The sequence below is a fragment of the Consotaella salsifontis genome (assembly GCF_900167365.1).
Lineage (GTDB): Bacteria > Pseudomonadota > Alphaproteobacteria > Rhizobiales > Rhizobiaceae > Consotaella > Consotaella salsifontis.
Genome location: NZ_FUXL01000015.1, coordinates 44,990 through 71,955, shown reverse-complemented (window position 1 = coordinate 71,955; position 26,966 = coordinate 44,990). Strand labels below are relative to the sequence as shown.

At 63.0% G+C, this 26,966-nt stretch carries 24 protein-coding genes and 1 riboswitch; of the genes, 8 read left to right on the top strand and 16 right to left on the bottom strand.

Features of this window, described 5'->3' with window-relative positions:
* Nucleotides 1-166: 166 nt before the first annotated feature.
* A complete protein-coding gene (locus B5D38_RS17765) occupies nucleotides 167-631 on the top strand; it encodes a response regulator transcription factor (protein ID WP_078709787.1) in 465 nt (154 codons plus the stop codon).
* Nucleotides 632-882: 251 nt separating this feature from the next.
* Here B5D38_RS17765 and B5D38_RS17760 read toward each other — a convergent pair whose 3' ends face one another.
* Nucleotides 883-1,680 carry a LuxR C-terminal-related transcriptional regulator gene (locus B5D38_RS17760; protein WP_078709786.1) on the bottom strand — a complete coding sequence of 266 codons (798 nt, stop codon included), beginning with the start codon at nucleotides 1,678-1,680 and terminating at the stop codon, nucleotides 883-885.
* 259 nt (nucleotides 1,681-1,939) lie between these two features.
* Here B5D38_RS17760 and B5D38_RS17755 point away from each other — a divergent pair, with 259 nt between their 5' ends.
* The 3 genes from B5D38_RS17755 to B5D38_RS17745 all read left to right on the top strand — a co-directional run bounded on the left by B5D38_RS17755 (nucleotide 1,940) and on the right by B5D38_RS17745 (nucleotide 6,142).
* The gene (locus B5D38_RS17755) at nucleotides 1,940-2,629 is read left to right on the top strand and encodes a LuxR C-terminal-related transcriptional regulator (RefSeq protein WP_165690896.1); all 690 of its coding nucleotides are present in this window, start codon (nucleotides 1,940-1,942) and stop codon (nucleotides 2,627-2,629) included.
* An 869-nt stretch (nucleotides 2,630-3,498) separates the two neighbouring features.
* On the top strand, nucleotides 3,499-4,452 hold the full coding sequence (locus B5D38_RS17750) for an HWE histidine kinase domain-containing protein (RefSeq protein ID WP_078709784.1): 954 nt from the start codon (nucleotides 3,499-3,501) through the stop codon (nucleotides 4,450-4,452).
* Between the two features lie 304 nt (nucleotides 4,453-4,756).
* Complete coding sequence (locus B5D38_RS17745; RefSeq protein WP_245319344.1) at nucleotides 4,757-6,142, top strand: mannose-1-phosphate guanylyltransferase/mannose-6-phosphate isomerase; 1,386 nt, start codon at nucleotides 4,757-4,759, stop codon at nucleotides 6,140-6,142.
* Nucleotides 6,143-6,196: 54 nt separating this feature from the next.
* Here B5D38_RS17745 and B5D38_RS17740 read toward each other — a convergent pair whose 3' ends face one another.
* On the bottom strand, nucleotides 6,197-8,323 hold the full coding sequence (locus B5D38_RS17740; RefSeq protein ID WP_078709782.1) for a heavy metal translocating P-type ATPase: 2,127 nt from the start codon (nucleotides 8,321-8,323) through the stop codon (nucleotides 6,197-6,199).
* A gap of 98 nt (nucleotides 8,324-8,421) precedes the next feature.
* Nucleotides 8,422-8,652 carry a heavy-metal-associated domain-containing protein gene (locus B5D38_RS17735; protein WP_078709781.1) on the bottom strand — a complete coding sequence of 77 codons (231 nt, stop codon included), beginning with the start codon at nucleotides 8,650-8,652 and terminating at the stop codon, nucleotides 8,422-8,424.
* A 72-nt stretch (nucleotides 8,653-8,724) separates the two neighbouring features.
* Between B5D38_RS17735 and B5D38_RS17730 the strand changes: the two genes are divergently transcribed.
* Nucleotides 8,725-9,147 (top strand): MerR family transcriptional regulator, encoded by a 423-nt coding sequence (locus B5D38_RS17730; protein ID WP_078709780.1) that lies wholly within the window; start codon nucleotides 8,725-8,727, stop codon nucleotides 9,145-9,147.
* 84 nt (nucleotides 9,148-9,231) lie between these two features.
* Here the strand turns inward: B5D38_RS17730 and B5D38_RS17725 are convergent, their stop codons facing one another.
* The 5 genes from B5D38_RS17725 to B5D38_RS17705 all read right to left on the bottom strand — a co-directional run bounded on the left by B5D38_RS17725 (nucleotide 9,232) and on the right by B5D38_RS17705 (nucleotide 15,756).
* A complete protein-coding gene (locus B5D38_RS17725; RefSeq protein ID WP_078709779.1) occupies nucleotides 9,232-9,909 on the bottom strand; it encodes an energy-coupling factor ABC transporter permease in 678 nt (225 codons plus the stop codon).
* 52 nt (nucleotides 9,910-9,961) lie between these two features.
* A riboswitch (cobalamin riboswitch) is annotated at nucleotides 9,962-10,163 on the bottom strand.
* 105 nt (nucleotides 10,164-10,268) lie between these two features.
* On the bottom strand, nucleotides 10,269-10,907 hold the full coding sequence (locus B5D38_RS17720) for a trimeric intracellular cation channel family protein (protein ID WP_078709778.1): 639 nt from the start codon (nucleotides 10,905-10,907) through the stop codon (nucleotides 10,269-10,271).
* A gap of 200 nt (nucleotides 10,908-11,107) precedes the next feature.
* Nucleotides 11,108-12,262, bottom strand: a complete 1,155-nt coding sequence (locus B5D38_RS17715; protein ID WP_078709807.1) for an osmoprotectant NAGGN system M42 family peptidase — start codon at nucleotides 12,260-12,262, stop codon at nucleotides 11,108-11,110.
* Nucleotides 12,263-12,264: 2 nt separating this feature from the next.
* Complete coding sequence (gene ngg, locus B5D38_RS17710) at nucleotides 12,265-13,977, bottom strand: N-acetylglutaminylglutamine synthetase (RefSeq protein WP_078709777.1); 1,713 nt, start codon at nucleotides 13,975-13,977, stop codon at nucleotides 12,265-12,267.
* Nucleotides 13,978-13,980: 3 nt separating this feature from the next.
* Complete coding sequence (locus B5D38_RS17705; protein WP_078709776.1) at nucleotides 13,981-15,756, bottom strand: N-acetylglutaminylglutamine amidotransferase; 1,776 nt, start codon at nucleotides 15,754-15,756, stop codon at nucleotides 13,981-13,983.
* 335 nt (nucleotides 15,757-16,091) lie between these two features.
* Between B5D38_RS17705 and B5D38_RS17700 the strand changes: the two genes are divergently transcribed.
* On the top strand, nucleotides 16,092-16,619 hold the full coding sequence (locus tag B5D38_RS17700) for a MarR family winged helix-turn-helix transcriptional regulator (RefSeq protein ID WP_078709775.1): 528 nt from the start codon (nucleotides 16,092-16,094) through the stop codon (nucleotides 16,617-16,619).
* A gap of 108 nt (nucleotides 16,620-16,727) precedes the next feature.
* On the opposite strand, the gene B5D38_RS17695 is transcribed toward B5D38_RS17700, so the two are convergent.
* The 6 genes from B5D38_RS17695 to B5D38_RS17670 all read right to left on the bottom strand — a co-directional run bounded on the left by B5D38_RS17695 (nucleotide 16,728) and on the right by B5D38_RS17670 (nucleotide 24,345).
* A complete protein-coding gene (locus tag B5D38_RS17695; RefSeq protein ID WP_131829962.1) occupies nucleotides 16,728-18,311 on the bottom strand; it encodes a sensor domain-containing diguanylate cyclase in 1,584 nt (527 codons plus the stop codon).
* Nucleotides 18,312-18,588: 277 nt separating this feature from the next.
* Entirely contained in the window at nucleotides 18,589-19,611 is a 1,023-nt protein-coding gene (locus tag B5D38_RS17690; RefSeq protein ID WP_078709773.1) for an ABC transporter ATP-binding protein, read from the bottom strand.
* Nucleotides 19,604-20,632: an ABC transporter ATP-binding protein gene (locus tag B5D38_RS17685; RefSeq protein WP_078709772.1), complete on the bottom strand. Its 1,029-nt coding sequence runs from the start codon at nucleotides 20,630-20,632 to the stop codon at nucleotides 19,604-19,606. The genes B5D38_RS17690 and B5D38_RS17685 overlap by 8 nt, the downstream gene beginning before the upstream one ends.
* A 3-nt stretch (nucleotides 20,633-20,635) precedes the next feature.
* Entirely contained in the window at nucleotides 20,636-21,559 is a 924-nt protein-coding gene (locus tag B5D38_RS17680) for an ABC transporter permease (RefSeq protein ID WP_078709771.1), read from the bottom strand.
* Complete coding sequence (locus tag B5D38_RS17675) at nucleotides 21,556-22,479, bottom strand: ABC transporter permease subunit (protein ID WP_078709770.1); 924 nt, start codon at nucleotides 22,477-22,479, stop codon at nucleotides 21,556-21,558. Before B5D38_RS17675 ends, B5D38_RS17680 begins: the two co-directional genes overlap by 4 nt.
* A gap of 285 nt (nucleotides 22,480-22,764) precedes the next feature.
* On the bottom strand, nucleotides 22,765-24,345 hold the full coding sequence (locus B5D38_RS17670; RefSeq protein WP_425349339.1) for a peptide ABC transporter substrate-binding protein: 1,581 nt from the start codon (nucleotides 24,343-24,345) through the stop codon (nucleotides 22,765-22,767).
* A 279-nt stretch (nucleotides 24,346-24,624) separates the two neighbouring features.
* Here B5D38_RS17670 and B5D38_RS22755 point away from each other — a divergent pair, with 279 nt between their 5' ends.
* Nucleotides 24,625-24,759 carry a hypothetical protein gene (locus tag B5D38_RS22755; RefSeq protein WP_280949400.1) on the top strand — a complete coding sequence of 45 codons (135 nt, stop codon included), beginning with the start codon at nucleotides 24,625-24,627 and terminating at the stop codon, nucleotides 24,757-24,759.
* A gap of 204 nt (nucleotides 24,760-24,963) precedes the next feature.
* Here the strand turns inward: B5D38_RS22755 and B5D38_RS17665 are convergent, their stop codons facing one another.
* Entirely contained in the window at nucleotides 24,964-25,800 is an 837-nt protein-coding gene (locus B5D38_RS17665) for a universal stress protein (RefSeq protein WP_078709768.1), read from the bottom strand.
* A 141-nt stretch (nucleotides 25,801-25,941) separates the two neighbouring features.
* Nucleotides 25,942-26,277, bottom strand: a complete 336-nt coding sequence (locus B5D38_RS22100) for a hypothetical protein (RefSeq protein ID WP_131829961.1) — start codon at nucleotides 26,275-26,277, stop codon at nucleotides 25,942-25,944.
* Between B5D38_RS22100 and B5D38_RS17655 the strand changes: the two genes are divergently transcribed.
* Nucleotides 26,269-26,850 (top strand): NAD(P)H-dependent oxidoreductase, encoded by a 582-nt coding sequence (locus tag B5D38_RS17655; protein ID WP_078709766.1) that lies wholly within the window; start codon nucleotides 26,269-26,271, stop codon nucleotides 26,848-26,850. The two genes, B5D38_RS22100 and B5D38_RS17655, sit on opposite strands and share 9 nt — an antisense overlap.
* Nucleotides 26,851-26,966: the final 116 nt, after the last annotated feature.

Here is a 26,966-nt window from a genome sequence, read left to right as displayed (position 1 = left end):
GCCAGTGGGTATATTCGGGCGTGAAAAAGTCCCAGTGGGTTGTCGTTCGAAAGATCGCTCGTGCTCTGGAGGCGTCTCATACTAAGAGAATCACGGGCTTCGTTGCGGCAGGAGCCGAATTTCCGGCCGACCCGTGGCCGGGTGGAGTTTTCAAGGACGCCGCACCATGAACCATGTGGCAAGCGCGACCGAGATGGAGGAGCAGTCTCAACCCGCGACCGCCCAGTGCCGGATCGCGCTTTACGACCTCCAGCCGTTACGGCGCGCGGAATTCCTGTCCTTCTTGTCGTCGTGGCAAACCGAGCAGCAGGTGGTTGTCTATGATGCGCTGGCATCAGCCGCCGGTGTGATCTCCGAGCCGGCAAAGATGGCGTTCATCAACCTTGGGGCCAGCTCGGTGAGAACGCCGCAGGTGAGGGCCTGGCTGAGCGAGCTCACGGCCATGGAGACTCCTCCGGTGATCGTCGTCATATCGGATCGCGAGGACCCCGCAGAGGTTGTCCTCGCGTTCGAGGCGAACGCGAAGGGCTATATTCCAACGTCGATCGCCCCGGAGCTCGCGCTCCAGGCCTTCACCCTCATCCTGAATGGTGGCGTCTATTTCCCACCAGCAACGTTGCTGCGCAGCTAGCAGATCACGGCGTAAAACCTTGTAACTCTACGGAAAAGCAGCCCGCCTAACCAAGGGTTGAGAGGAGGCCGATCCTTCTCGATCGCACCTCACTCCAGTGCTGCGCCACGAGGCAATAGCGGCGAGGCGAGCCGTATTCCGCTTCCGCCCTCCGCGCAATCGATTCTGAGCCGTGGTCGACGGGCTATTCATCCAAAGTGGAGTGCACGCATGAGCCGGGCCGCGACCTTCCCGCCTCATGCACTTCGTTGTCATGACGAGGGCGCGTGGCGATGAAAGAGGTCCGCTCCGCTGGACATGAAGCTCGTCCCTCCAATGAGGTGAGAATCGTCGAACGCGCCAAGTTTCTCACCTGCCAATTTCTGTTCCTGGGCTTTCACGGCAAGCAAGGCAACCTGCGTCCGGTTGGCGGCTCCCAGCTTGCGCATGATCTGGCGGACATGCACCTTCACGGTCGACTCCTGCATGTCCAGTTCCCTGGCGATCAACTTGTTCGATTGGCCCAGCTGCAGCAGGGCTAGGACATCGCGCTGTCTTTGCGTGAGATCGGCGGCAACGCCATCCGGGGCATCTGCACCATATCCTCCATCCCGTTCGCCGGATCGGCTTCCGGATTCGGACAGCTTCAGCAGGGCCACCGGCGGGAAGTAGGTCCCACCCCCCCGAATGAACTGGAGGGCTTGCTGCACGACCGTACAGTTGAGACTTGTCGGGATAAAGCCTTGTGCGCCAGAGCGCACAGCGCAAACCGCTTCGCGGGCTGTGTCGAGGTCCGAGACGATGACGATCGGTCGGCCTTCCAGGGCATCCCGCAGTTCCGCAAGACATTCCTGCACACTGCTGTGAAGCAGCGAGGTGCCGCCAACGCCGTATAGCGCCAATGAGATGTCATCCAAAGGGTGAACGCGAAGCTCAGCGGGCGCTATCGATACCGTTTCGACATCCATCGAAGCAGCCCATGAAGCGATCATGGAGACCAGTCCGGCGCGCCGAAGTTCCATGGCGTCGACAATAAGAATTTTTGTCTGCCTAACGTTTACGTTCTGCATCGCAGCCTCTCTTCTCCAACCTACCCCCGACGTAAGGCGAGGATATGCTAAGCAACTTATGGCAAAGTTGGTCGTGCTGAAAATGAGTCTTGATGTGTAACTATTTCAGGCTAGACTATGGGGAGAACGTGGAAAGGCTGACCGGGACGCAGGTTTATTCGTACCCGGATGATGCATACGGCGCGGAATGGGCTGCCTCACGCCTCACATCCCTTGACGGCTTGTCGCAGGCGCTGATGGCATGGAGAGGATCCGTCCGATGAAGTTTCTCATTGTGGACGACCACGGGCTGTTCAGAGTTGGCTTGCGAACGCTTTTGTCGTCATTCAGCGATGACGCCGAGGTTTTTGAGGCAGCAGATATCGAGCGCGCGTCGGTTATCGCCAAGGCGGCCGGCGACATCCGGATGTTTATTCTGGATTTGAATCTGCTTGGGGAACCTGTGCTTGGCCGAGTTGACCGCCTTCGGGACCTGTGTCCCTCCGCGCGTTTCGTGGTCCTTTCCGCATCGGAGGCGTCGGATGACGTGCTCGATGTTCTGTCGAAAGGCCTCCACGGCTACATCAGCAAGGCCCAGTCCGACGAAGAGATTTTGGCAGCCTTCAGATATATTCTCGACGGAGGCCTCTATGTACCGCCCTTCCTCGCGGAAGCAGCTGGGCGGAAGTGCCGCCATCCAAGTCATCCAAGCCATCCAAGCGGTGGGTTCGTTGCATCGGAACATAATGAAGAAGGCTTGACCAAGCGGCAGACGGAGGTGTTGGAGCTCGTCGCACACGGCTGTTCCAACAAGGAGATCGCGCGAAGGCTCAAGATTTCCGAAATGACCGTCAAGGTTCATGTCGCTGCCATCATGCGCGTTCTCAACGTGCAAAACCGCACCATGGCTGCCCTTGAGGCGCCGGCGTGGTTGAAGCTGAGCCGGGCTGAAATCTCTGAAGGGCGCTGACAGAAACGTCTCACCGTCTCCGATGATACCGCGTCTCCCCTGCTTTTGGCCTCGCGATTGATCGTGTCCTGCGGGTGGCAGTAGGTTCGTTCGGAGCATCGGTCACGTCAAGGGAAGCGCTAGCCGCGTCTTCCGGTTCCCTGTCTAGCCCGATCCGGCGCATGCGGGACGGCCGAGACGGCGCGCCCACGACAGCACTGTCTGTCGTTATCGATGGCGCTTTGGGGAAACCGGGCGGTGCCATCTCGTCGTTGATCGGCGAATCTGGCGCAATTGGGCAAAATCTCTTCGGAACCAACGATGTTCCGTCTGCTTCACAGCCCGCGCGTTGTCCATGGAGTGGCGGAGCGCAACGGTCAACGATCGGTCTCGGGGCAAGCTTCGGCCAACTTCCGCATATCCCTTTGGCGTATGTGAAGTTGCATCTTGCAGGCAGGGTCTGAGTCTAAATTTCTATATATGATACTTTTGATCCTGTTCAGTAGTCATAAGTTTCCCCTGCGATTTGTCGCAATTTGTAGCGGCATATCCATATAAGCACTTGTATTCATGTCTTGCCATTGAAGTGTATACTAATGCATGATTGGATAGCCGTCCCCAGGGTGACGGCGTTGGAGACCAAATTGTATCGGATTTGTTGCTCACCTGTTCTGTCGAGTGTGGTTGTGTTGTTGTATTTGTTCTCAATCGGAGGTCGTGCCGGCTTGGGCGTGGCTACGGGCGCGGCGCGCACCTCGCGACGTCTCGCATGGCCTGTTCGAAGGGAGTCGCTCTGGGGGGTGCTGGCGCCGACATCTTGGTCTGAAGCCGGGCACGGCGTCGCCAAATCTACCCGGCTCATCGCTTCCGCATAACAGAAAGCAATTCCGATGTTTGGCTACTTTGGTATAGCCGAGATCGAACCGGACAGCGAGCGCGTTTCAGCCTCGCCGCTCTTCAAGCAACTCCTGGGATTCCGCCCTCAGTCGCGTCTGACCCTTCGCCGCATCCTGACGCGGATCGACCCCCAAGATTATATTCCCGCCGCTTCCCTGAAGGCCGAGGCGATCGTTGGCGGAAAGCCGATCTTCCTGCGCGTTCTGCGGCCGGATGGACATTCCCGCTCGATCGTCATTGCCTGCGGGCGACTGGATAACGGCAAGGTGGGACGTCTTTACGCGATCGTCGCCGATGTCGATGATCTTTCGGAGTTGCAACAGGAGCGGGCGGCGCTTCGGCAGCAGCAATTCGTATTAGGAGAGCGTCTTCATCGCCTGAATAATGCGTTCCCGGTGGTCCTTTCTGTCGTCAGAGTCCTCGCGGAGCAACACGAGACGGTGACGGACTACCACGCGGCGCTGCAAGAGCGGCTGCGCGCCTTCTGGACGATACAGCAGCGCCTTCTGCGGATCAGTCTTGAGGCGCTGGATGTGGGGGATCTGCTGAGAACGGAAATGGCGCATCTGCCGCCTTCGCAAATCAGCCTCGCCGGTCCGCCGATTGTCGCATCGGGAAATGACGCCGAAGGCTTCGGGTTGATCATCCACGAACTGGTCACGAACGCCGTCAAGCACGGCGCCTTGAGCACGCCCGCCGGCCATCTCTCCGTCATCTGGAAGGTCGATGGAGAGAATTTCATTCTCGAGTGGGTCGAAACCGGCGCTCCTCCTGCGCAGACGCCGCCGCGCTCGGGCTTCGGCATGAACGTTATCGGCGGCGATGGGCACACGCCGCTCTGTGGAACGGCGGAGCTGGAATTTCGCCCCGAGGGGCTATGGTACCGTCTCACGCTTTCTTCTCTTGTTGCGGACGAGCCGGAGCAAGGAGGACTGGCGGCTTCGTAACGGTTCATGGACGGCCACGGTCGCGGTGTGACCCTTTACCCGTCCCCCTTGCTCGCGACGTCAAAGATGTGCCGCGCAGGGAAAAGGCGTAACGCGGCATATTTGATGTACAGCCGAAGGATGCATTGAACGGCACCCGTCCGGCTGCGACGCTCACTCCCGCGAGACGGCGCTCCGAACCAACATGCTCGATCGGAATGGTCGGCGACAGCGCAGCCGCTGCCGGCGTATGGCCGCCCGCGTCTTCGTCCAACCCAAAGGGAGAGATGCCGTGAACCCATTGCGCGAAGTCGTTCCGGTCATCATGGCAGGCGGTGCGGGCACAAGGTTGTGGCCTGTGTCGCGCGACAGCATGCCGAAACAGTTCATCAAGCTGCTGGACGACGGCGTCTCGCCCTTCCAGGCGACGGTGCGGCGTGTCAGCGGCAATGGTTTCGGGCGCCCCATCGTCATCACCAATGACAGTTTCCGCTTCATCTGCGCCGAGCAGCTCTCGTCCCTCGGCATTAGTGCCGATATCGTTCTGGAACCGGATCGGCGAGACAGCGCCGCAGCCGTCGCCGTCGGCGCCTTGATGGCGGAACGGCGGCAGCCGGAGGCGCTGTGTCTGGTCATGGCCTCCGATCATGTGATCAAGGACGAGCCCAGCTTCCTCGCTGCGGCCGGGCGGGCCTCCGAATTCGCCTGCAAGGGGCGCATCATGACGCTCGGCATCACGCCGGATCAGCCCGCGACCGCCTATGGCTATATCCGCAGGGGCAGGGACCTTGGAGAAGGCGCCTTCGTGCTGGACGAATTCGTCGAGAAGCCCGACGCGGAGACGGCGCAGCGCTATCTGGCGAAAGGCTATGTCTGGAACAGCGGCAACTTCGTCTTCGTCTCGAGCGTGATGTTGAGGGAAATGCAGGCGCTTGCGCCCGATGTGCTCAAGGCGGCGACGGCGGCGCTCGACAGGGCGGTCCGCGATCTCGATTTCATCCGGCTGGACGCGGCGAGCTTCGCCGCTTCGCCCACCGTCTCCATCGACTACGCGGTCATGGAAAAGACCCAGTTGGGCGGCGTTGTCGAGACGGAGTGCGGCTGGTCCGATATCGGCTCCTGGGACGCGCTGTACGAGATCAAGCAGAAGGACGGCGAGAACAATGTCCTGGAGGGCAATGTTGCGACATTGGCGACGATGAACAGCTTCGTCCACAGCGAGGACATTCTGACGACGGTGCTGGGCCTGAAGAACGTCGTCGTCGTCACCACGCACGATGCCGTCCTGGTCGCCGCAAAGGACGCGGTGTCCGACGTCAAGCGGCTGGTGGCCAAGCTGAAATCCGAGGGACGGCGGGAAGCCAGCGAGCACCTGAGGATTCACCGGCCGTGGGGTTGGTATCAGCGCGTCGATATCGGGCCGCGTTTTCAGGTCAAGCACATATGCGTCAAGCCGGGAGGGTGTCTCAGCCTGCAGCGGCACCATCACCGTGCCGAGCACTGGGTGGTGGTGTGCGGCACCGCCGAAGTGACCATCGACGATACCGTCAAGCTCTACCACGAAAACGAGGCGGCCTACCTGCCGATAGGCTGCATCCACCGCCTGCGCAATCCGGGCAAGATCGACCTGAAGCTGATCGAGGTTCAGGTGGGCAGCTACACCGGCGAGGACGATATCGTCCGCATCGAGGACGTCTACGCGCGCGGCTGATCCTGGCGGGATTGCGCATCGGGAGCGGTGCGCAATCCCCTGCTGACACCAGTCCTAGCGGGGCTTCCAGCCCAGGAGGCGCATGGCGTTGGCCGTCACCAGCACGGTGGCTCCCGTGTCGGCGAGAATGGCGGGCCAAAGCCCCGTGATCCCCATGATGGTCGTAACCAGGAACACCGCCTTCAGGCCGAGAGCGATGGAGATGTTGGTCGCGATATTGCGCATCGTCGCCCGGGAGAGCGCGATGAGGTCGGCGACATCCGAGACACGACCATGCAGAACCGCCGCGTCGGCCGTTTCCAGCGCGACATCGGTGCCGCCGCCCATGGCGATGCCGATATCGGCCGCCGCAAGGGCGGGGGCATCGTTGATGCCATCGCCGACCTTGCCGACGACCAGCCCTTCCTGCTGCAACGATCGAACGATGCGCTGCTTGTCCTCCGGCATCAGCCCGCCGCGCGCTTCGATGCTGAGGTCGCGGCCGACAGCCTCGGCGATGCGGTTGTTGTCGCCCGTCAGCATGATCGTGCGGATACCGGCGGTGCGCAGGCTCGCCAATCCCGCGTGCGCGTCGGGACGAGGTTCGTCACGGAAAGCGATGAGGCCGACCGCCTCGCCGCCGACGATCAGCACCGAAACGGTCTTGCCATCCATGTTCAATGCTTCGACCGCCGAGCGGGCTTCGGCGCTCAGCTCGGCGCGTCGCTCTGCGGCCGCGAGCGCGCCGAAAAAGGCGGTTTCTCCCCCCACATTGCCGGAGATGCCCTCGCCGGCAATGGCCGAGGCCATGAAGGCGGGAGGAATGGCGGCGCCGCTCGCCTTCGCCTCGTCGAGAACCGCCAGCGCGAGGGGATGGCTGGACCCGCGTTCCAGAGCCGCCGCCATGGAGACGACCGCCTTTTCAGAGCGCGAGAAGGCACGGACATCGGTGATCTTCGGCTTGCCCTCGGTGAGGGTGCCGGTCTTGTCGAAGGCGATCGCGGTCAAGCCGCGCAGGTTTTCGAGGACCGCGCCGCCCTTGACCAGAAGGCCGCGACGCGCCCCGGCGGAAAGACTGGCGGCGACGGCGGCGGGCGTCGAGATCACCAGCGCGCAGGGGCAGCCGATCAGGAGAAGGGCTAGCGCCTTGTAGATCCACTCGGGCCAGGGCGCGCCGAAGAGCAGCGGCGGCACGGTGGCGGCGAGGACGGCCGCCAGGACGACGATGGGCGTATAGACCCTCGCGAAACGGTCGATGAAGCGTTCCGTGGGCGCCTTGGCCTCCTGCGCTTCCTCGACCAGCCGGACGATGCGCGCGATGGTGTTGTCGGCCGCTGTCGCGGTGACGCGCACGCGAAGGACACCGGCTGCGTTGACCGTTCCGGCGAAGACCGCGTCCTTCGGTCCCTTCGACTTGGGAACGCTCTCGCCCGTCACGGGTGCCTCGTCCACTTCACCTGTCCCCTCGACGACCTCGCCGTCGGCGGCGATGCGGTCGCCCGGTCGCACCAGGATCACCTGACCGATATTGAGTTGGTTGACGGCAACCTCGCGCGCTTGGCCGTCTTCCTCCACCAGAGCGGTTCTGGGAACCAGATCGGTCAGGGCCGAGATGCTTTGGCGGGCGCGGCTTGCCGCAAGGCCTTCCAGCATTTCACCGATCAGGAAGAGCAGGACGACGGCGGCGGCTTCCTCGGTCGCGCCGATGATCACCGCGCCCACGGCGGCGACGGTCATCAGCATCTCGATGGAGAAGGGCGTGCCGAAGCGCGCGGCGACGATGGCCCGCCAGGCAACGGGAACCAGCCCGACGAGAAGCGCCAGCACGAAGGCAGCCCACTCCACTGACGGGAAGAGGTGGCCGACAAGATAGGCCGCCACGAGGGCGATGCCGCAGGCCAGCGTCGCCCGCGCCTTCTTCGTCTGCCACCAGTTCGAATCCTGGACCGGGGCAGGGGGTGCCGCATCGCCGGCCTCCGGGGCGTTGGCGCGAGCGTCGAAGCCAAGCTGCTTCACCTGCTGGACGACAGCGTCGTCCTCGACCGTGCCGTCATGGCGCACCGCCAGGGTCCCCGCCGAATAGGAGACGGACACCTCGACAATGCCTAACATGCGGCGGACAGCCGTATCGATCTTCGCCGCGCACGCGCCGCAATCCATGCCGGTCACGCGGAAGCGCGATTCCATCAATGTTTCGCTCATTTGGATCATCCCTCATCGGATCGCGAGGCTGCGAGCCGTATGGACGCCGGGCAGGGCGGCCCTCAGAGGAGTGTCGCCGCCCGCGTGATGGCGCGGCCTCACAGAGCCGGCGCGGCGCCGACGTCGAAGCCGAGGCTTTCGACCTTCGTGCGAATATCGCTTTCGGTGACGCGAGGGTCATGCAGCACGCCCAGCGTCGTGTCGGGATAGTGCAGGGAAACGTCGCGCACGCCCTCGAGGGCGCGCAGTGCGCCGTCGATCTTTCGCGCGCATCCCGTGCAGTCCATGCCGACGACGCTGAGGGTGGTGGCGGTGAGTTCCTGGTCCATTTGCGGCCTCCTTGATTGGGTGCGACCGCAGGCGTACTTCCTCTAGCGGCTAGAGGAGCAAGCGAAAAAATGATGGGTCATGGGGTTTCGATCGGAGAGGCGTCCAAGGCGAGCGGTATCAAGGTGCCGACGATCCGCTATTACGAGCAGATCGGCCTCATGCCCGAGACGGCGCGCACCGAGGGCAACAGGCGCCTCTATGACGAAGCCGACCTTCAGCGCCTGCGATTCATTCGGCATTCGCGCGAGCTCGGCTTTGAGGTCGAGGCGATTCGGCAATTGCTGGAGCTTTCCGATCATCCGTCGCGGTCTTGCGCGGACGCCGACGCCATCGCCAGGACCCATCTCGCCGACATCGACCACAAGATCGCGCGGCTCACCGCGCTGCGCGAGGAAGTCGTTCGAATGACGGATTGCCCGAGGGATACGGTCGCTCATTGCCGGGTGATCGAGGTGCTGGGCGATCACGGCGAATGTCTTCACGAGCGGCACTGAACCGCACGGCAGAGACGGCAAAGGCCGCGCTGGGGAGCGCGGCCTTCGGATTTGTCGACCTCAGCCGGGTTGAGCCGGTGGGTGTCAGGCCGCCTGGTGCAGGCGGCGCAGGAACAGCGGATTGCGAGTGAGCCCGGCAAGCGACTTCGCCCCGGCGAGAACTCCCAGATCGACCAGCGGCTCGACCAGGATCACCGTCATGTACGCCGCGCCGAAGGAGGCGATGGAGGCGAGGTTGGCGGCGGTAAAGCCGTGCCCATAAAGCGCCCAGAAGGCGACCCAGGCGACGATCCCGCCCTGATAGGACGTGGAAAGCGTCAGCGCCTGCCGATAGGTGACGTCGACATAGGCGGTGCGCGCCGGAATGATGCGCCTGGCGATGAATCCCATCGCGAACAGGGGAACGAGAAGCGTCGTCACGTTCATGCCGTACTGCGGCAGGTCGAAAGGCGCGAAGAACAGTCCCTGGATCAGCAGCCCCATGGCAAGGCCGATGGCCGCCGGCCCGGCGCCGAACATCAGATAAAGCGTCGAGCCGAGAATGAGGTGCACCTCGGACACGCCGACCGGATGGTGGGGCAGAAGCTCGAAAAACGAGAAGACGAGGGCCGTCGTGACGAGGCTGCGTCCCGCGACCGCGAGGGCGCCGTCGGAGCGGACCGTATCGCGCACCATCTTGGCGGCAAGGCCAAAGGAAGCGACGGCCGTCGCATAGCTAAGGACGATCTTGGCGCCGTCGACGACGCCGGGTTCGATATGCATTCCAAAACTCCTTCCGCACCCGCCGTGCGGACAAGGTTGAAAATTGCGCCGGACGGCGCGGTTGGCGATGGCAGGTCTCCTGGCTCGCGGGTCTAAGCGCGCGCTCGCCTTCCCGGCCGCTGGCCAGTGGCATGTGAGCGCAGGCTCGCCGCATACAGTTGCGGGGGCAGCCTCGGCTTGGGGTCGCAACCCTTCCGAGTTCCCTTTTCACGCCCGGCTGAGTCCACCGGGCGACCATCGATCAAAAGCTATAGCTTACTCCTGACGGGATCGCCAAGCCGTGCTTGCCGACGAGGCGCAGCGTGCAAACCTTCGGATACTCTCGCACCCGACCAAGCAGGGGCGCGTCGCGGCGATCATCAGGGCTTGCCGATGGGCCTTCCGGGTCTTGGCTGATAGCGGGGAAAGGACAGGCCCCAGATCAACCCCGCGCCTCTGAGAATGAGCCCCGTGCAAAAGCCGAGACCCACCGCGATTTCACGCGGCACACCAAGGCGAACCAGCGCCACGAAGACGACCGCGCCGGCCAAAGCGGCGGTGATATAGATCTCGCGGCTCAGGACTACCGGTTCCTCCTGGCCGATAATGTCCCGCAGGATTCCGCCGAACGCCGCGCTCGCAACTCCCATCGCAACGGCGATGATCGGGTCGTTGCTGGCGTTGAGCGCGCGTTCCGCGCCCACCACGGCGAAGAGGGCGAGGCCCACGGCATCGAACCACAGCAGATACTGATATCGGGACTGGGGAATATGGGCGAAGAAGAAGGTCAGGCAGGCGACGATCAGCGTCGCCATAATGTAGCTGGGATGTTCGACCCAGGACACCGGCGTCAGGCCGAGAACCAGATCGCGGAAGGTTCCGCCGCCCAGGCCGGTGACGCAGCCGAGCAAAGCGAAGCCGGTGATATCCATCTGCTTGCGAGAGGCGACCAGCGCGCCTGTCACGCTGAAGATGCAGAGTCCGAACCATTCGAGGACGGTTGTCACTGTATCGAACATGATCTGCCTTGCGACCTCTTCCCCGCTTCTCGGCACGGGTGGCAACGGCTTCGTGAACGAAGTGACGAGCCGTTCCCGCCGCGCACCAAGGCACTCAGGATTCCGCGCTCGCCATATCATTGGACAGAGACCTTGCCGAGAGGTCGGCAGGCAGGACCCGAAAAGCTCCGGCTCGGTGACCGGCTAACGTCTACTAGCGGCTACTCAGCCGGATCCGAGTCGCTGGCGAGATCCTGCTCCGCCTCCGCGAGAGGCTGGCGGGTGAAGCCTTTCAGGCCTGCGTGGAGGTTCCGGTCGCGCTCGATCTCGACCGGTGAGGTGACATAGGCGGTGATGAGTTCCGCCAGCGAGCGAAGGGCGTGGACGTGAATTCGCTCCCAGCCATGGGAGGCATCGACGCCGAAGGTGATGAGCGCCGTCCGGACGTCGTGGCCTGCCTCGATGGCGGAGGCCGAGTCGGAGCGATAATAGCGGAAGATATCCTTCTGGTAGCGGATGTCCTCCTCCTGGCAGAGGCGCACCAGCTTCTTCGTCAGATGGTAGTCAAAGGGACCGGTCTGGTCCGCCATCGCCACGGTGACGCCGAACTCGGAGGAATTTTGCCCCGGCGCGGAGGTGCCGTTGTCCACGGCCACCATGGAGGCGATATCGGGTGTCAGGATAGAGGCGGCACCGACGCCGACCTCCTCGGCGATCGTGAACAGCCAATGGATATCGACCGGCGTGACGGTCTTTTCCCGCTCCATGGCCTCCAGCGCGGCGAGCATGACGGCGACGCCACCCTTGTTGTCCAGATGCCGCGAGACGATGAAGCCGTTGTCGAGAAATTCCGGCTGGGGATCGATGGCGACAATGTCGCCGATCTCGATGCCAAGCCGCATCAGTTCATGGCGGTCGCGGGCGAGCGCGTCGACGCGAAGCTCGACATGATCCCAACCGATGGGGGCGGTGTCGATATCGAGGTTGAAGGTATGGCCAGAAGCCTTGAGCGGCAGGATGGTGCCGCGATAGGTCCCTTTGTCGGAAAAGAGCATGACGCGCGCGCCCTCGGCAAAGCGCGCAGACCAGGTTCCGATGGGCACCAGCTCCAGGCGCCCGTTGGGTTTCAGTGCCTTCACCTGCGCGCCGAGCGTGTCGACATGGCTGACAATGGCCCGCGCCGAGGCGCGGCGGCTGCCTTGCCACAAGGCCCGGATGGCTCCACGGCGCGTCAGCTCGACCGTGAGGCCCAGGCGTTCCAGCTCGCGCGAGACGTATCGCACGATCGTGTCGGTGTAGCCCGTCGGACTGGGGATCGCGAGAAGGGCCTTGAGCTGATTGGTCAGGTATTTCGTATCGATTGTCAGCCGCGGCACGATCAACTCCTCAGCCGGTTCCGTTGTGCGACACGCACTGAAGACGGGATCGACAGGGGAAACAAGAGATCAATGAATCGCTCGGCCGTCGGCTGCGGTTCGTGGTTGGCCAGCCCCGGCCGTTCGTTCGCCTCGATGAATACGTAATCCGGCTGGCGGGGCGACTTCACCATGAGGTCGATGCCGCAGACGGGAATGTTGATGGCGCGGGCGGCGGCGATGGCCGCCTCAACGAGGCGTGGGTGAACCTCTCCGGTGGCGTCGTGGATCGTCCCCCCGGTGTGGAGATTGGCGGCGCGCCGGACCTTGATCGTCGTCCCTTCCGGAAGCACGTCGTCCATGGCGTAGCCTGCGTCCTTGACACAGCGTTCCGTCTCGCCGTCCAGCGGCACCTGGCTTTCGCCATGGGTGGCGGCTGAGCGACGGCGCGAAAGACGCTCGATCAGGTCCCGGATGCTGTGCTTGCCGTCGCCCGTCACCATGGGAGGACGGCGCATGGCCGCCGCGACGAGACGGAAGTCTATGACGATGAGGCGCAGGTCGTCACCATCGAACATGGCCTCCATCAGGACCCTGTTCGAGTGCTGGCGCGCGACCGCGATCGCGCTTTTCGCCTCATCCAGTGTGCGCAGGCCCACGGCAACGCCTCGCCCCTGCTCGCCGCGCGCCGGTTTGACGACGATGGCGCCATGCTTCTCGATAAAGCGGGCGATGGCCGCCTCATCCTCGCCCGCTTCCGTCTGCTCCGGCACGACCACTCCGGCCGCCTGCACCACGCGCCGCGTCACGGCCTTGTCGTCGCAGATCGACACCGCGACACCGGAGGTCAGTTCGGAGAGGCTCTCGCGGCAGTGGATGGAGCGCCCGCCATAGGTGAGCCGGAAGAAGCCGCCGGCCGCGTCCGTGATCTCGGCATGGATGCCGCGCCGCAATGCTTCGTCGACGATGATCCGGGCATAGGGATTGAGGGCGTCGAAATCCTCGGCGAAGCCGGTGAACAGGCGCTCGTTGATCTCGTTCTTGCGTTTGACGGCAAACACCTGGATCCGCTGGAAGCCGAGCTTCTCATAAAGTGCGATGGCGGATTCGTTGTCGTGCATCACCGACAGATCCATGAAGGCGGCTCCGGCCTCCTTGAGATGCTGGGCGAGGGCTTCGACCAGAGCGCGCCCGATGCCCGGATGAACGGCCTGCGCATCGACCGCCAGGCACCAGAGCGAAGACCCTTTTTCCGGATCGTCGAAGACCGCGCTGTGGTCGACGCCCGTCACCGTTCCGATGACCGCGTTGGTCACGTCGTCCACCGCCACCAGGTGGATGAGTTCGCGGCTGGCGCGGTGGCGCCAGAAGAAGGCCGGCTCGACCTGCACCATGCGACGGCTCTGATAAATCCGGTTCACCTCCTGGGCGTCGGTCTCCGACTTGAGCCGGCGGATGGAAAAGCCCGGGGGCGTTTCCGCCGAGGGGTGAAAGCCGTGAAGGTCGAGCCGGAACGTGTGGGACGGATCGAGAAAAAGCTCCTGCGGGCCATGGCTGAGGACCACGTGTGGGTCCTTCACATAGAAGGCGATGTCGCGTCGCTCCGGCACTTCCGCGCGCAGAAGGTCGACGATCGCCGCGGGGTCATCGAAGGTCTGGCCGAAGATCAGCTTGCCCCAACCGCAGTCGAGGACCGCGCCTGGGCCGCTTTCCTTGCTGTCGTCATGCTCACCCATGGCTCAAAGCCCCTGCTGCTGAAGCCAGAGTTCGAGGAGAGCGACCTGCCAGAGCTCCGAGCCGCGAAGCGGCGTGATGTGCGCCCCGGGATCGTCGAAGAGTGCGTCGAGATAGCGCTTCTGGAAGAGATTGCGTCCTCGGGCAGCCTCGGAGCCGAGGGCGTCCTGCACCATCTCAAGCGTCGGGCCTGAGAGATATTTGAGCTGCGGAACCGGGAAGTATCCCTTCTTGCGGTCGATGACCTCGGACGGGATCACCTGGCGCGCGACCTCCTTGAGGACGCCCTTGCCCTCCTGCTTGAGCTTTTCCTCGGCGGGAACACGCGCCGCCGCTTCCACCAGCTCGTGGTCCAGGAAGGGCACGCGCGCCTCCAGGCCCCATGCCATGGTCATGTTGTCGACGCGCTTGACCGGGTCGTCCACCAGCATCACGTGGGCGTCGATGCGCAGCGCCTTGTCCACCGGGTTTTCCGCACCGGCCTGGGCGAAGTGCGCGGCGACGAAGTCGCGGCTGACGTCCGTGTCGGCCATCCATTCGGGCGAGAGCTGGCTCTTCAGCGTCTCGTGGCTGCGGTCGAAGAAGGCCTTCGAGTAGGCGGCGAGCGGATCGCTGGCCTGCCGCATCGGTGGATACCAGTGATAGCCGCCGAACACTTCGTCCGCCCCCTGGCCTGACTGCACCACCTTGATGTGTTTCGAGACCTCGCGCGACAACAGATAGAAGCCGATGTTGTCGTAGGACACCATGGGCTCCGACATCGCGCCGATCGCGCCCGGTAGATGCTCCATCAGCTCGGAGCCCGGTACGAAGATCTTGTGATGGCGGGTGCCGTAATGCTCGGCGATGAGATCTGAATAGACGAACTCGTTGCCGACCTCGCCATTGGCGTCCTCGAAGCCGATGGAAAAGGTGTTGAGGTCCTTCTGCCCCATCTCGGCCAGAAGTCCGACGATGAGCGAGGAATCGACGCCGCCGGAAAGCAGCACGCCGACAGGAACGTCGGCCACCATGCGGCGCCGAACCGCCTTCTTCAGCTCGTCAATGACCAGATCGCGCCAATCCTCGGACGAGCGCTTCTCGTCGCCGGGACGCATTCCGAAGGTCGGCGCCCAGAAGACCTCGTCGGAGAAGCTTCCGTCCACTTCGACCACACGCACCGTCGCCGGCGGCAGTTTTCGCACGCCCTTGATGATGGTCAGCGGCGGTGGAACCACCGCGTGGAAAGTCATGTAGTGGTGCAACGCCTCTCGGTCGATCGATTTGTCGACGTCGCGGGTTTGCAAGATGGCAGGCAGCGAAGACGCAAAGTAGAGCCGCTTTTCGTCCTGGGAGAGATAGAGCGGCTTGATGCCGAAACGGTCGCGAGCCAGTGTCACACGGCCGCTGTCACGCTCCGCGATGGCGAAGGCGAACATGCCGTGGAAGCGCTTGACGCAATCCTTGCCCCAGGCATGGAACGCCTTGAGGATCACTTCCGTATCGCCATGCGAAAAGAAGCTGTAGCCGAGAGCCTGCAGCTCCTGACGCAGCTCCGGATAGTTGTAGATGCAGCCGTTGAAGGCGATGGAGAGACCAAGGGCCGGGTCCACCATGGGCTGCTCGGCCTTGTCGGACAGATCGATGATCTTCAGTCGGCGATGGCCGAGGCCAATCCTGCCACGTACGATCTGACCGACACCGTCTGGCCCTCGCCGTTCGAGGCAGGCAGCCATTCGCGAGAGCGTGTCTGGGGAAGCAGGTCGGCCGTCAAACCGAATCTCGCCGCAAATTCCGCACATAAGGGGGCGTTCCCTTTCTTGACTGGGCAGTGACCTTCAAGAGCCGCAGCGGTTTTAACCGCGCGACGCGATGAAACGGGTCCGTCCAGGACAAACCCTGGCCGCACGCGCCGGAAACGGCATGCGGCACTCTCGCGGATCATATAGGCCAGCCGCCGAAATCGTTAATGCGACGACTGCTGATCTTCTCCCAGAATCTGTAACTTTCAGCTCTTGCTCGTCCTCGGGGCCTCAGGGTAGTAAAAAATTCCTTCCCCGTTTGCTGTGACGCAAAGTCAATGTAGCTTGGCCGGGGCACACCGGCGCGCCGGCACTGGGGAAAGCTTGGTCGAAACATGGATGAAGCCGCCAAGACAGCATGCCAGATCGACGCGATGGACTTCGGGTTTCTCCTTGCTGAGGTGGCGCGACACTGGAAAATTGTTTTCGACCGAGAAATTGGGGCCGGATCATCCCTAACGGAAGGCTTGGTTAGAACGCTTTTCAACGTTTTCTGGCTGGGCGACGCCCGGCAGATCACCATTGCAGAGCAGATGGGCGTCGAGCCGATGACGATTTCGGCTTATGTGAACAAGCTCGAGGGCGAGGGGCTGGTTCAGCGCCGGCGCGATCACAAGGACGGTCGCGTCAGGATCGTCGAGGCCACAACGGGCGGGGAACGTCTATTGGAGCAGGTCGCGCCATTGCACCTCGCCCTGTCGGAGAGATTGTGGGAGGGCTTCGATGAGGCCGGCCGGAATTCGATCGCAGCCGCCTTCGCTAAGATGAAAGCCAATCTTGAGGCGGGTCGAGGAAGGGAAGCCGGAGCCGCCGCTTCTCCGGATTCCTCGGACGTCAGCAACTCCATTGCGGCTGCGCCATAAAGTTGACGGTGTTAGAGATGCGAAAGCCGTGCATCGCATCCCGCGCACCTGTCCATTCCTCCGGCTTCGATCAGATCTGGAAGACCGGCCGTATCTCGTCAGCATCCGTCAAACGGGGAGAGGCTCCGTGGGATGTTCTTTCGCTTCCCGCCGCCTGATCTCATTGATGCCTTGCACCCGTTCCCTGCTCGGGCGCTCGAACGGCGGCGGAGCGATCACGTCCTCCATCGCCACCATGTTCCGGCCGCTGGCCTTGGCGCGATAGAGGGCCCGGTCGGCGGCGGCCACCAGATCGGCAACCGTTGCTCCCACCGGCGGGCAGGCCGGATAGGTGGCCGCGCATCCCACGCTTACCGTGACCACGCCCCTGGTCGGGTGGCCGCGGTGGGGCACGGCCAGCGCCTCGATGGACGAACGAATGCGCTCGGCCACCGCCTGTGCCGTCGCGATGTCGAGGCCTGGCAACACCACCACAAGCTCCTCGCCGCCGTAGCGCGCCAAGAGGTCGGTGTCGCGCACGCACTGACCGGCGGTTTCCGCCACGAGACGCAGACAGTCGTCGCCCTGCTGATGGCCGTAGGAGTCGTTGAAGTTCTTGAAATGGTCGATGTCGATGAGCAGCAGCGAAAGCGCCTTGCAGGTCTGCTCGGCGCGCTGCCATTGCATCACGGCGGATTCGTCGAAGCGGCGTCGGTTGGCGATGCCGGTCAGCCCATCGAGATCGCTGAGTTGGCGGTAACGATGTTCGTTCATGCGGCGCAGCTTGAGCTCGCGCGTCAGGCGAAAGCCGAAAGCTGCAAAAGCAACGATGAGAATCGCATAGACTGCGCCGAGCGCCCAGGCGATCTCGCGCCAGAAAGCATAGATCTTTTCCTCCGAAACCGAGGCCGTAACCACCAATGGAAAGTTGCGCACTCTGCGGAACTTCGTCACCCATTTGATGCCGCTGTAGGGATCGCGGTCGATCAGCAGACTGGAGAATTTGGAAAGATACGGCAGCAGTTCCTTGCTCGACTGCGGTATGCCGGCGGCCGCGGAGCTGCGGAACGGCGAGACCAACGCCGTGCCGTCCGCCTTGTAGAGGCCGACCGCGCTGGTTCGCGTGGCCTCCAGACCCTCGGTGCTCTCGCGGAGATAGGCCATCGGCACCACGACCGCCACGACTCCGGCAAAAGCGCCAGACGTGTCCTGCAACCGGCGGCTGAAGCCGATCGCCGGCTCACCGCTCGCGGGGTCGGTGAAGGGAGACCCAATGAAGAGGCTGTGTCTCACCGTCTCCAGGTGGCTCTTGAAGAAATCGATCTGGCCGTATGAGGCGCCTGGCGTTCCGGCCCGGCCGCCGGTCGATCCGGTTTCATCGAGGATGAGCAGGCGACCCGCTCGTGAAAGCGGGCCCGATAGCATTTGAAGCATCGAGCGGGTCTGCTCGGGCCGGGCCAGGAGAGCGCTGGTCTGCAAGGAGCGCAAGGCGCCGTCGAACATCTCGACGTCCCTCAGGACATCGCCGCTCACCGAATTGACGTGATCATCCATCGTGGTCATGGCTTGCCGCCATGCGTCCCGATGCATCTCGAACAGAAGGACGATGAAGATCGCCAGGAACGCGAAACTCAGCAGCGCCAGAAAGCCGTTGTTGAACCGCAGAGCCCAGCGAATCCAGCCCATCGGGCTGCCTTGATTCAACTCGTCCACAAGCCCCTCCCACGGCCGGCGGGCAGTGCTGGCAAGAGCACCGGGAGGAGAGCGTCGGCAGAGTGATTCTCCCCCTACGTGTAGGCTAGGCGCCAATCGTTAACGTAAGGTGAGCAGAAAGACCAATGAATCTATATTCATGAGAAAGATGTATTTAGGCGGGGAGCCAATGATAAACTAAATTAATATTTACGTATCGACTTGAGTCTTCATGCCGAAGGGTGGCCGGGCGGACGATCTGGTGCCGATCGGCCGGCCGGCCTTAACCCTTGAGGTGTCAGACGCTGGCCGAGGCGATGTCGTCGCCCGACCGCAGAACCTCTTCGGCAAAGAGGCAGGCGGAACGATGTGTGCCGCCTTCCACGGGAATGAGAGGAGGAATCTCCTTGGCGCAGACATCGCGCGCGATGGGGCAGCGCGTGCGGAAGGCACAACCCGAGGGAGGATTGATCGGCGAGGGCGGGTCGCCTTGCAGCGGGATTCGTTTGCGCGAACGAGCGACGTCGGGGTCCGGGATGGGGGCGGCCGACAGAAGCGCCCTGGTATAGGGGTGCGCCGGGCGGGCGAAGACGTCGCCGCGAGGCCCGATCTCGACGACCCGGCCCAGATAGAGCACCAGGATCCGGTCCGAGACGAGGCGAACGACCGAAAGATCATGGCTGATGAAGATGAGCGTCAGCCCGAGCCGCTCCTTCAGTCCCCGGAGCAGATTGATGATCTGCGCCTGGATCGACACGTCGAGCGCCGAGACCGGCTCGTCGCAGACGATGAGCTTCGGTTCCGTGATGATGGCGCGGGCGATGCCGATGCGCTGCGCCTGTCCGCCGGAGAACTCGTGCGGGTAGCGGTTGATCATCTCCGGCGCTAGGCCGACTTCCTCCATGGCCTTCAGGACGCGCTGGCGCCGCGTCTTGCGATCCAGCGATGGTTCTGCCACGCGCAGTGGCTCGCCGATGATGTCCGCCACGGTCATGCGAGGATCGAGCGAGGCGATGGGGTCCTGGAAGATAATCGACAGGTCGCGCCGGGCCTTGCGCATCTCTTCCGCCGAAAGATCTGTCAGCTCGCGGCCCTGCCAGACGACACGTCCCGCAGTGGGCTCGATGAGACGAAGAATGGAGCGGCCCAATGTCGACTTGCCACAACCCGATTCGCCGACGATCCCGAGAGTCTCGCCCTCCTTCAGGTCGAAAGAGACATCGCTGACGGCCTTGAGTTTCGGCGCCTTGGCGAAGGGCGAGCGGGCGCGCAGTTCGAAGACTGTCGAGAGGTTTTGGACCGAAAGTAGTGCCTCAGACATTGGCCGTCTCCGCGAGAGCGTTTTCACCGCCGGTGCCGGCCTCGGCATCAATGAAGGGGAACCAGCAGGCGGCGCGCCGACCGGCGCTAACCTCGCCGAGGGGCGGGCGCTCGCGCACGCATTTCTCTTCCGCGAAGCGGCAGCGAGGGTGGAAAGGGCAGCCCGATGGGGGATGAATGAGATTGGGCGGGCGACCGGGAATGGGCTCCACCGCCTCCGCTTCTCGGTCGACACGCGGGATGGAGCGCATCAGCGCGGCGGTGTAGGGCATGGCCGGCCGGCTGAAGAGATCGTCAACCTTGCCTTCCTCGACGATGCGGCCGGCGTACATCACCGCGACGCGATCGGCGATGCCGGCGACGACGCCGAGATCATGGGTGATCAGGACGAGCGCCGTCCTGAAGCTCTGGGTGAGATCACGGAAGAGATCGAGGATCTGCGCCTGGATCGTCACATCGAGAGCCGTCGTCGGTTCGTCCGCGACGATGAGCTTGGGTTGGCAAAGCAGCGCCATGGCGATCACGACGCGCTGGCGCATTCCGCCCGAGAGCTCGTGGGGATATTGGTTGATGCGGCGCTCAGCGTCGGGGATGCCGACCTGTTTGAGCATCTGAAGCGCCTCGCGCTCGGCTTCCCTGCGGCTCTTGCCGCGATGGATCTCCAGCGTTTCGGCAAGTTGGCGCTTGATCTTCATGGCCGGGTTGAGGGCCGTCATCGGGTCCTGGAAGACCATCGCCATGTCGCGGCCGCGCACCTTGTCGAGTTCCTTGGACGACAAGGACAGAAGATCGCGGCCAAGAAAGTTCACGGCGCCGCCCGTGCGGGCGTTGCGCGCGAGGAGGCCGAAGACGCCGTTGAACGTCTGGCTCTTGCCCGAGCCGGATTCGCCCACCACCGCTACCGTTTCGCCCGGCGCTATGTCGAGGTCGAGATTGCTCACCGCCTGAACCACACCATCAGGCGTATCGAACGCGACCGAATAATCGGTGAGGGAAAGCAGAGTTTCGCGAGTGTCGGCCATGGATCAGCGATCCTTCGGGTCGAAGGCGTCGCGCAATCCATCGCCGATGAAGGCGAAGGAGAGAAGGAGCGAGACCAGCACGGCGCCGGGGAAGAACAGGAGCCACGGCATCACCTGGATGACGCTCGCGCCCTCGGAGATCAGGGTTCCGAGCGAGGTCAGGGGTTCCTGCACGCCAAAGCCCAGATAAGAGAGGAAGCTCTCGGTGATGACGATCTCCGGGATGGTGAGGGTCGCATAGATGACCACCGGACCCACGAGATTGGGGACGATGTGCCTCAGGATGATCGGCAGGGTGGAGACGCCCGAGGCCCGCGCTGCCTCGACGAACTCCCGCTCCTTGAGCGACAGGGTCTGGCCGCGCACGATCCGGGCCATGGTCAGCCACTCCAGCAAGCCGATGGCGGCAAAGAGGAGGAAGACGTTGCGTCCGAACATCACCATCAGGAGGATGACGAAGAGGAGATACGGCAGAGCGTACATGACGTCGACGAAGCGCATCATCGCCTGATCGGTCCGCCCGCCGACGAAGCCCGCGACCGAGCCGTAAAGAACGCCCACGGTCACGGAGACGGACGTCGCGATGATCGCGACGGTCAGCGACACGCGGGTGCCGTAGAGAACGCGGGCCAAGAGATCGCGCCCGTTCTGGTCCGTGCCGAAGTAGTGCCCGCTGGCGAAGTCCGGCGGCGCGCGGAAAGCGCCCCAGTCCGGCGTTTCGTAATCATAGGGGATGAAGTAGGGGCCCAGGACCGCGAGAATGATGATCAGGGACAGAACGATAATGGCGCCGACGGCCGCCTTGTTGGCCCTGAGCCGCCGCATCGCGTCGCGCATCAGCGAGCGCGGCTTGCCGGCCGGCATCTCGGTGTCGGGGACGAGAAAGCGCTTCTCCAGCGCCTCGCGCTTGTCCACGTAAAGGGTCATCGCGTCCTCACTTTCGGGTCGAGCCACGCATAGGCGAGGTCCACGAGGAGGTTCAGAACCAGGATGATCGACATGTAGAAGACGACCGTGCCGAGAACCATGCCGTAGTCACGATTCAGCGCCGCGCCGACGAAGTACCTTCCGACACCGGGGATGCCGAAGATCGACTCGACGACGATCGACCCGGTGAGGAGGTAGCCGGCTGCCGGGCCGAGATAGGAGACGACGGGCGTGAGGGCTGGGCGCAGCGCATGGCGCAGGACGGTTCGTCGGCGCCCGATCCCCTTGGCCTTGGCGGTCTTGATGAAGTTCGCGTTCATCGTCTCGATCATCGAGCCGCGCATGAGGCGAGAGATGCGCGCGATGTGGGACAGCGAAAGCACCGTCACCGGCATGATGAGGAAGCGGATCGAGCCGTCGCCCCAACCGCCCACGGGCAGCCATGCCAGGTTGACGCCGAAGACGAGCTGCAGGATCGGCGCGGTGAGGAAGTTTGGAACCACGAGGCCCGTCATCGCCACGGCGGCAATGAGGTAGTCGCCCGCATGGTTCTGGTAGAGCGCTCCCAAGATGCCCGCTGTGATACCGAGGACCACGGCCAGGACGAAGGCGCAGGTGCCAAGCGTCATGGTGTAGGGCAGGCCGATGGTGATCTGCTGGGCGACGGTGAAGTCCTTAGTGACGAAGGACGGCCCGAGGTCGAAATGCGCGAGGCGCACCAGATAGCGGAAATACTGGACGATCAGGGGATCGTCGAGATGATAGTAGGACCGCAGGTTCGCCAAAACCTCTGGCGGCAGCGCTCGCTCCTGGTCGAAAGGCCCTCCGGGCGCCAGCCGCAGGATGAAGAAAGCCGCGGTGATGGCGATCAAAATGACCGGGAGCGTCGTCAAGAGGCGACGCGAGGCGTAACCGAGCATGAAAAGTCACCTCTCCTGGCTTGGGACAAAGGAGAACGCAGCGCGGCCGTCAATCGACGCCGCTCGATCGTTCGATCCTCCCCGATAATCGTCCGACAAGAAGCCGGGGTCTTTACCGATCATGCTTCGGTCCGACCCCACACGGGCTGCACCGCCGTGTATCCGCCTGATACTGTGCAGTCCCCCCAAGGAAATTGATATGGCGCACTTGGCACGGCGAATGGCGCGCCTTTTGCACCAGTGACGGCGAGGTGACAAGGCACCTCGCCGTAACAATCCAAGGTTTTATTCGGACTTGGTCATCCAGCGGGTGCGATGGATGTCGAACGCGTTGTCCTCGTACCCCGTGACTTTGGGGGAGACGACCTGACGCGAAACGTAGAAATAGATCGGCATGGCGGCCGATTCTTCCATGGCCAGCTTTTCCGCCTTCTTGAAGAGTTCGGAGCGCTTGGTCATGTCGGTGGTCGAGTTGCCTTCGTCGATCAGCTTGTCGTAGTCGGCGTTCGACCACTTGCCGTAGTTCATCTCGACGCCGGTCTTCAGGAGGTTCAGGAAGTTGTCCGGGTCGTTGTAGTCGGCCAGCCAGCCAGCACGGGCGATCTCGAACGAGCCCTGACGCAGGTCGGCGTAGTGAACCTTGACCTCCGTGTTGTAGAGCTCGACGGAAACGCCCAGCGGCTTCCACATGGAGGCGAGCGCCACGGCGATGCGCTTGTGGTTGTCGTTGGTGTTGTAGCGCAGGGTGATGCTGAGCGGCTTATCGGGGCCGTAGCCGGCCTCCTTCAACAGTTCCTTGGCCTTGGCGACCTTCTCGTTGTAGGGCAGATCGGCCCAGTCGACCTTGACCTGCTCGCCCTCATAGTTGGCCATGCCCGGCGGCACCCAGCCATAGGCTGGCAATTCGCCCGTGCCGAGGATCTGCGGCCCGATCACCTCGCGGTTGACCGCCATGGACAGAGCCTGGCGCACCCGTTCGTCGTCAAATGGCGCCTTGGTGGAGTTCATCACGTAGTAGTAGAGGCCCGCGAACGGCGCGACATGGGCTTCGCCGGGGCGATTCTGCTGCAGCCACTCGTACTGGTCGGTAGGAAACTCGGTCAGGATATCGAACTCTCCGGCGAGGTAGCGCTTCAGCGCGGCCGAGTTGTCCTCCAGCGTGAAGAACTTCACCCCGTCGATCTTCAGATCGTTCGTGGCGTGCCAGTACTCGTTCTTCTGGGTCAGGACATGGCTGCCCGGAATCCACTCGACCGGCTTGTAGGGTCCGTTGGTGACGATGTTGCTGATCTGCACCCACTGATCACCGACCTTGTCGATGAGGTGCTTGGGCAGCGGATAGGCGGTGTAGTGGGTGAGCGCGCCCAGGAAATAGGGCGTCGGGTGCTCCAGGGTGATCTCCAGCGTCTTGTCGTCGATCGCCTTGACGCCGAGCTGGTCGATGTCGTCGATCTTGCCGGTGTTGATCGCCTCGGCGTTCTTGATCGTGTACTGAAGGTAGGCATATTCGGCGGCGTTCTTCGGGTCCATCAACCGCTTGAACGCGAACACGAAATCATCGGCCGTCACCGGCTCGCCGTCCGACCATTTCTCGTCGGGGCGGATCTTGAAGGTGTAGACGAGGCCGTCGTCGGAGACCGTGTAGCTTTCCGCGGCGCCGAGGATAGGCTTGGCCTTGGCATCCTCCGTCATCAGGCCTTCGTAAATGTCGCCCGCGACGCGGTTTTCCCAGTCACCCGAGAGTTTCTGAGGATCGAGCGACGTGACGTCGCCCCCGTTATGGACGTTGAGCTGCACCGCGCTGGCGGTCCCGGCCCAAAGTAAAGTCGTGAGCGCCAGCGCCGCGCCGATCGATCGGAAACTCATGTGCATCGGTTGCCTACCTCGCTGTTTTAGCTGAATGTTCTCTTCAGCACTTATCATTTTCTCGTACAAAGCGAGGAGCTTTGTCTATAGGCGATAGACGCGCGTGTGGACTCGTTGACAAAAAAACGCCATCTGTGAGAGCGACGATTCGACACATGGCGTAGCCATCCGCTCGTCCTTCACAATGACACTTTGTGTGGCCGTGCGTTCTGGCGGGTTTTCCCGTAGCCGGCCGCCAGCAAGAACAAGAAACAGCAATTACAATTTTTGGGAATCGTCATGTCCGCAGAAGAAATCCTGGACGCTCTCGAGGAGCATCTCATCACCCCGGCCGAGGCTGTGGAGCAGGCTTGCGTCGAGTCGGTCGACGAACTCTATGCCGCCGCACAGCGCGAGGACGAGGTGGTCGGCTGAGGCCGGCTGCCGTGGCCTTTTCGGCCTGACATCGATCGAGGATCGATCACCGTTGTCACCAAAGCCGGCGCTCGACGCCGGCTTTTTGCTATGGGCAGGGGCGCCCTCGCATAGCGACGCGTGCAAGAAAAAGGCCGGCGTCGACGCCGGCCTCTTCGTTTCACAGAATGTGGATGGCGGAGGTTTTCTCTCCGCCGCTCGCCATCAGCGGGCGAGCAGGAGGGGAACGCGCGGGTCCTCGATCATCGCGCGCGTCACACCACCGAACAGGCGCTCGCGAAGGCGCGAATGGCCGTAGGCGCCCATCACGATGAGATCCGCGGAAATATCGATCGCCTGTTGATTGAGCGTGTCCGAGACGGGGCGGCCGGAGGAGGGGAGCCGGTCGACGCGCACCTTCGCTCCGTGGCGGGCGAGATAGGCGGCGACGTCCGAGCCGGGATCGGCGCTGGTGTCACGGCTGCTGGCATCCGGGTCGACCAGCGTGATCGACACCATATCGGCATCGCACAGCAGGTCCAGGCTTTCGCGGGTCGCGCGCGTCGCCTCCAAGCCGGCGGCCCATGCAACCATCACTGTTTTCGGCTTCAGTGTCGGATGGCCTCCCTCGGGAACCACGAGGACTGGCCGCTGCGCTTCGAAAAGCACGCCGTCGAGGACGTTGGTGCGGAGCTGTTCGTCAATGGCATAAGCAGGGCCAAGTACAACGACATCGGAAAAGCGCGCCCGGTGGCCGACCGAATGGGCGGTGCTGATCAGCTCGGGGTAGACGCCGTCGACATCGAAGCTGACGTCCGTCTTGCCCATCAAATCCTTGATATCGGAGACCTTCTCGCGGAGCGTCGTCATTTCTGCGCGGCGATCGTAAAGCCAGTCCTCCGACACGATTGCCGCGTACTCCCCGATCGGCGGCGGGGACGCAACCGAAACGACGAGAATCGACAAATGAGCACCGATCTCGCGGCACAAGTCCTTGGCGAGTTCGACATCCTTGAGTGAGTGGCTCACGCCGACCACGCTGAGCACCGTCTTGAAGCGCATCGCTTCCTCCTTTCGGCCTGAGAGTTTCGCCGCGTACCTTGCCGGGCGGGATCGAGACAAAGCCGCTTCGAAGTGCATACGAGCATAATGCATAGGGAGAGCCTTGACGGGGATCAAGGGATTCCGTCTGCGGCTCAATGGTCATTGCGCGGGCAGCAAAGGCCATGTGCCGATGATGTGAGGCTCGGATCGGATGTCGGAGCGCCAGCGAAGGTCGCGTTGCTGGCTCCATTTCAGGTTGCGGGCGACAAGGAAAACATCGCGATGACGGCCGGCGGGCGGTTCTATGGCACAGGGAGGCGCCAGACCGCATTCTTTTTGGGAAGCGCCGCGATGAAACGCCTCGTCGAAGGAAAATCGCTGTTTTTCCTCTTCTTTGAGATGAATGCGGCGGCTTGATCGAAAGCAATGACCAAAATTGATAGGAGCGTGAGAAACTGAACCTGGTCGCCGAAGAGTACTGAAGTCATGGCGCATGTTCTGTTGATCCAGGGTCACCCCGATCCCGACGCGCAGCGTCTTTCACGAAGATTGGCGCTCGCTTATCAAGAGGGCGCAGAGGACGGCGGCCACGACGTGATCACCCTCGATCTTGCCTCGCTTAACTTTCCCATGCTGCGTTCGACGCGCGATGGCGATTTCTCGCAAGCTCCCGGCATCCTGCGCTTCGCCCAGGACGAGCTGCGGTGGTGCGATCATTTGGGAGTCTTCTTTCCTATCTGGCATGGCGCCATGCCCGCGCTGCTCAAGGCCTTTTGGGAGCAGGTGCTTCGTCCCGGCTTCGCTTTCGAGCTGAGAGGGGCACGGGTGCCGCGCAAGCTTCTTGATGGGCGTTCGGCGCGCATCGTCGCCACGATGGGGATGCCGGCGCTCGCCTTTCGCCTTGTTCATGGCGCTCACGGCATTGCCGTGCTCGAAAAGAGCGTGCTGGGGGTGAGCGGCTTCTACCCCATCAGGCGGACGCTGATCGGCCGCGTGGAGGGTATCGGCGAGGCTCGGCTCGCCCGCTACCAGAAAAAGCTGAGGCGCTATGGCGAGGCGGCGTTTTGAGCATCGTGACCACGGACTTTGCGCGGTGCAACATCGAAACTCATTTCAAAGTTGTTAACGAATCATTATATTGACCTGAGGTGTCGCCGGCGTTGACGGCTGGCCGGCGCCCGACG

What these genes read in the sequence shown, in the direction of transcription:
- B5D38_RS17675 (WP_078709770.1), bottom strand. Translation starts at nt 22,479, where the DNA reads ATGCTCGGTTACGCCTCGCGTCGCCTCTTGACGACGCTCCCGGTCATT.
- B5D38_RS17765 (WP_078709787.1), top strand. Translation starts at nt 167, where the DNA reads ATGAACCATGTGGCAAGCGCGACCGAGATGGAGGAGCAGTCTCAACCC.
- B5D38_RS17655 (WP_078709766.1), top strand. Translation starts at nt 26,269, where the DNA reads ATGGCGCATGTTCTGTTGATCCAGGGTCACCCCGATCCCGACGCGCAG.
- B5D38_RS17720 (WP_078709778.1), bottom strand. Translation starts at nt 10,907, where the DNA reads ATGTTCGATACAGTGACAACCGTCCTCGAATGGTTCGGACTCTGCATC.
- B5D38_RS17705 (WP_078709776.1), bottom strand. Translation starts at nt 15,756, where the DNA reads ATGTGCGGAATTTGCGGCGAGATTCGGTTTGACGGCCGACCTGCTTCC.
- B5D38_RS17745 (WP_245319344.1), top strand. Translation starts at nt 4,757, where the DNA reads ATGGCAGGCGGTGCGGGCACAAGGTTGTGGCCTGTGTCGCGCGACAGC.
- B5D38_RS17725 (WP_078709779.1), bottom strand. Translation starts at nt 9,909, where the DNA reads ATGCATATCGAACCCGGCGTCGTCGACGGCGCCAAGATCGTCCTTAGC.
- B5D38_RS17700 (WP_078709775.1), top strand. Translation starts at nt 16,092, where the DNA reads ATGGATGAAGCCGCCAAGACAGCATGCCAGATCGACGCGATGGACTTC.
- B5D38_RS22100 (WP_131829961.1), bottom strand. Translation starts at nt 26,277, where the DNA reads ATGCGCCATGACTTCAGTACTCTTCGGCGACCAGGTTCAGTTTCTCAC.
- B5D38_RS17670 (WP_425349339.1), bottom strand. Translation starts at nt 24,345, where the DNA reads ATGAGTTTCCGATCGATCGGCGCGGCGCTGGCGCTCACGACTTTACTT.
- B5D38_RS17750 (WP_078709784.1), top strand. Translation starts at nt 3,499, where the DNA reads ATGTTTGGCTACTTTGGTATAGCCGAGATCGAACCGGACAGCGAGCGC.
- B5D38_RS17735 (WP_078709781.1), bottom strand. Translation starts at nt 8,652, where the DNA reads ATGGACCAGGAACTCACCGCCACCACCCTCAGCGTCGTCGGCATGGAC.
- B5D38_RS17730 (WP_078709780.1), top strand. Translation starts at nt 8,725, where the DNA reads ATGGGTCATGGGGTTTCGATCGGAGAGGCGTCCAAGGCGAGCGGTATC.
- ngg (WP_078709777.1), bottom strand. Translation starts at nt 13,977, where the DNA reads ATGGGTGAGCATGACGACAGCAAGGAAAGCGGCCCAGGCGCGGTCCTC.
- B5D38_RS17740 (WP_078709782.1), bottom strand. Translation starts at nt 8,323, where the DNA reads ATGAGCGAAACATTGATGGAATCGCGCTTCCGCGTGACCGGCATGGAT.
- B5D38_RS17755 (WP_165690896.1), top strand. Translation starts at nt 1,940, where the DNA reads ATGAAGTTTCTCATTGTGGACGACCACGGGCTGTTCAGAGTTGGCTTG.
- B5D38_RS17690 (WP_078709773.1), bottom strand. Translation starts at nt 19,611, where the DNA reads ATGTCTGAGGCACTACTTTCGGTCCAAAACCTCTCGACAGTCTTCGAA.
- B5D38_RS22755 (WP_280949400.1), top strand. Translation starts at nt 24,625, where the DNA reads ATGTCCGCAGAAGAAATCCTGGACGCTCTCGAGGAGCATCTCATCACC.
- B5D38_RS17665 (WP_078709768.1), bottom strand. Translation starts at nt 25,800, where the DNA reads ATGCGCTTCAAGACGGTGCTCAGCGTGGTCGGCGTGAGCCACTCACTC.
- B5D38_RS17685 (WP_078709772.1), bottom strand. Translation starts at nt 20,632, where the DNA reads ATGGCCGACACTCGCGAAACTCTGCTTTCCCTCACCGATTATTCGGTC.
- B5D38_RS17760 (WP_078709786.1), bottom strand. Translation starts at nt 1,680, where the DNA reads ATGCAGAACGTAAACGTTAGGCAGACAAAAATTCTTATTGTCGACGCC.
- B5D38_RS17680 (WP_078709771.1), bottom strand. Translation starts at nt 21,559, where the DNA reads ATGACCCTTTACGTGGACAAGCGCGAGGCGCTGGAGAAGCGCTTTCTC.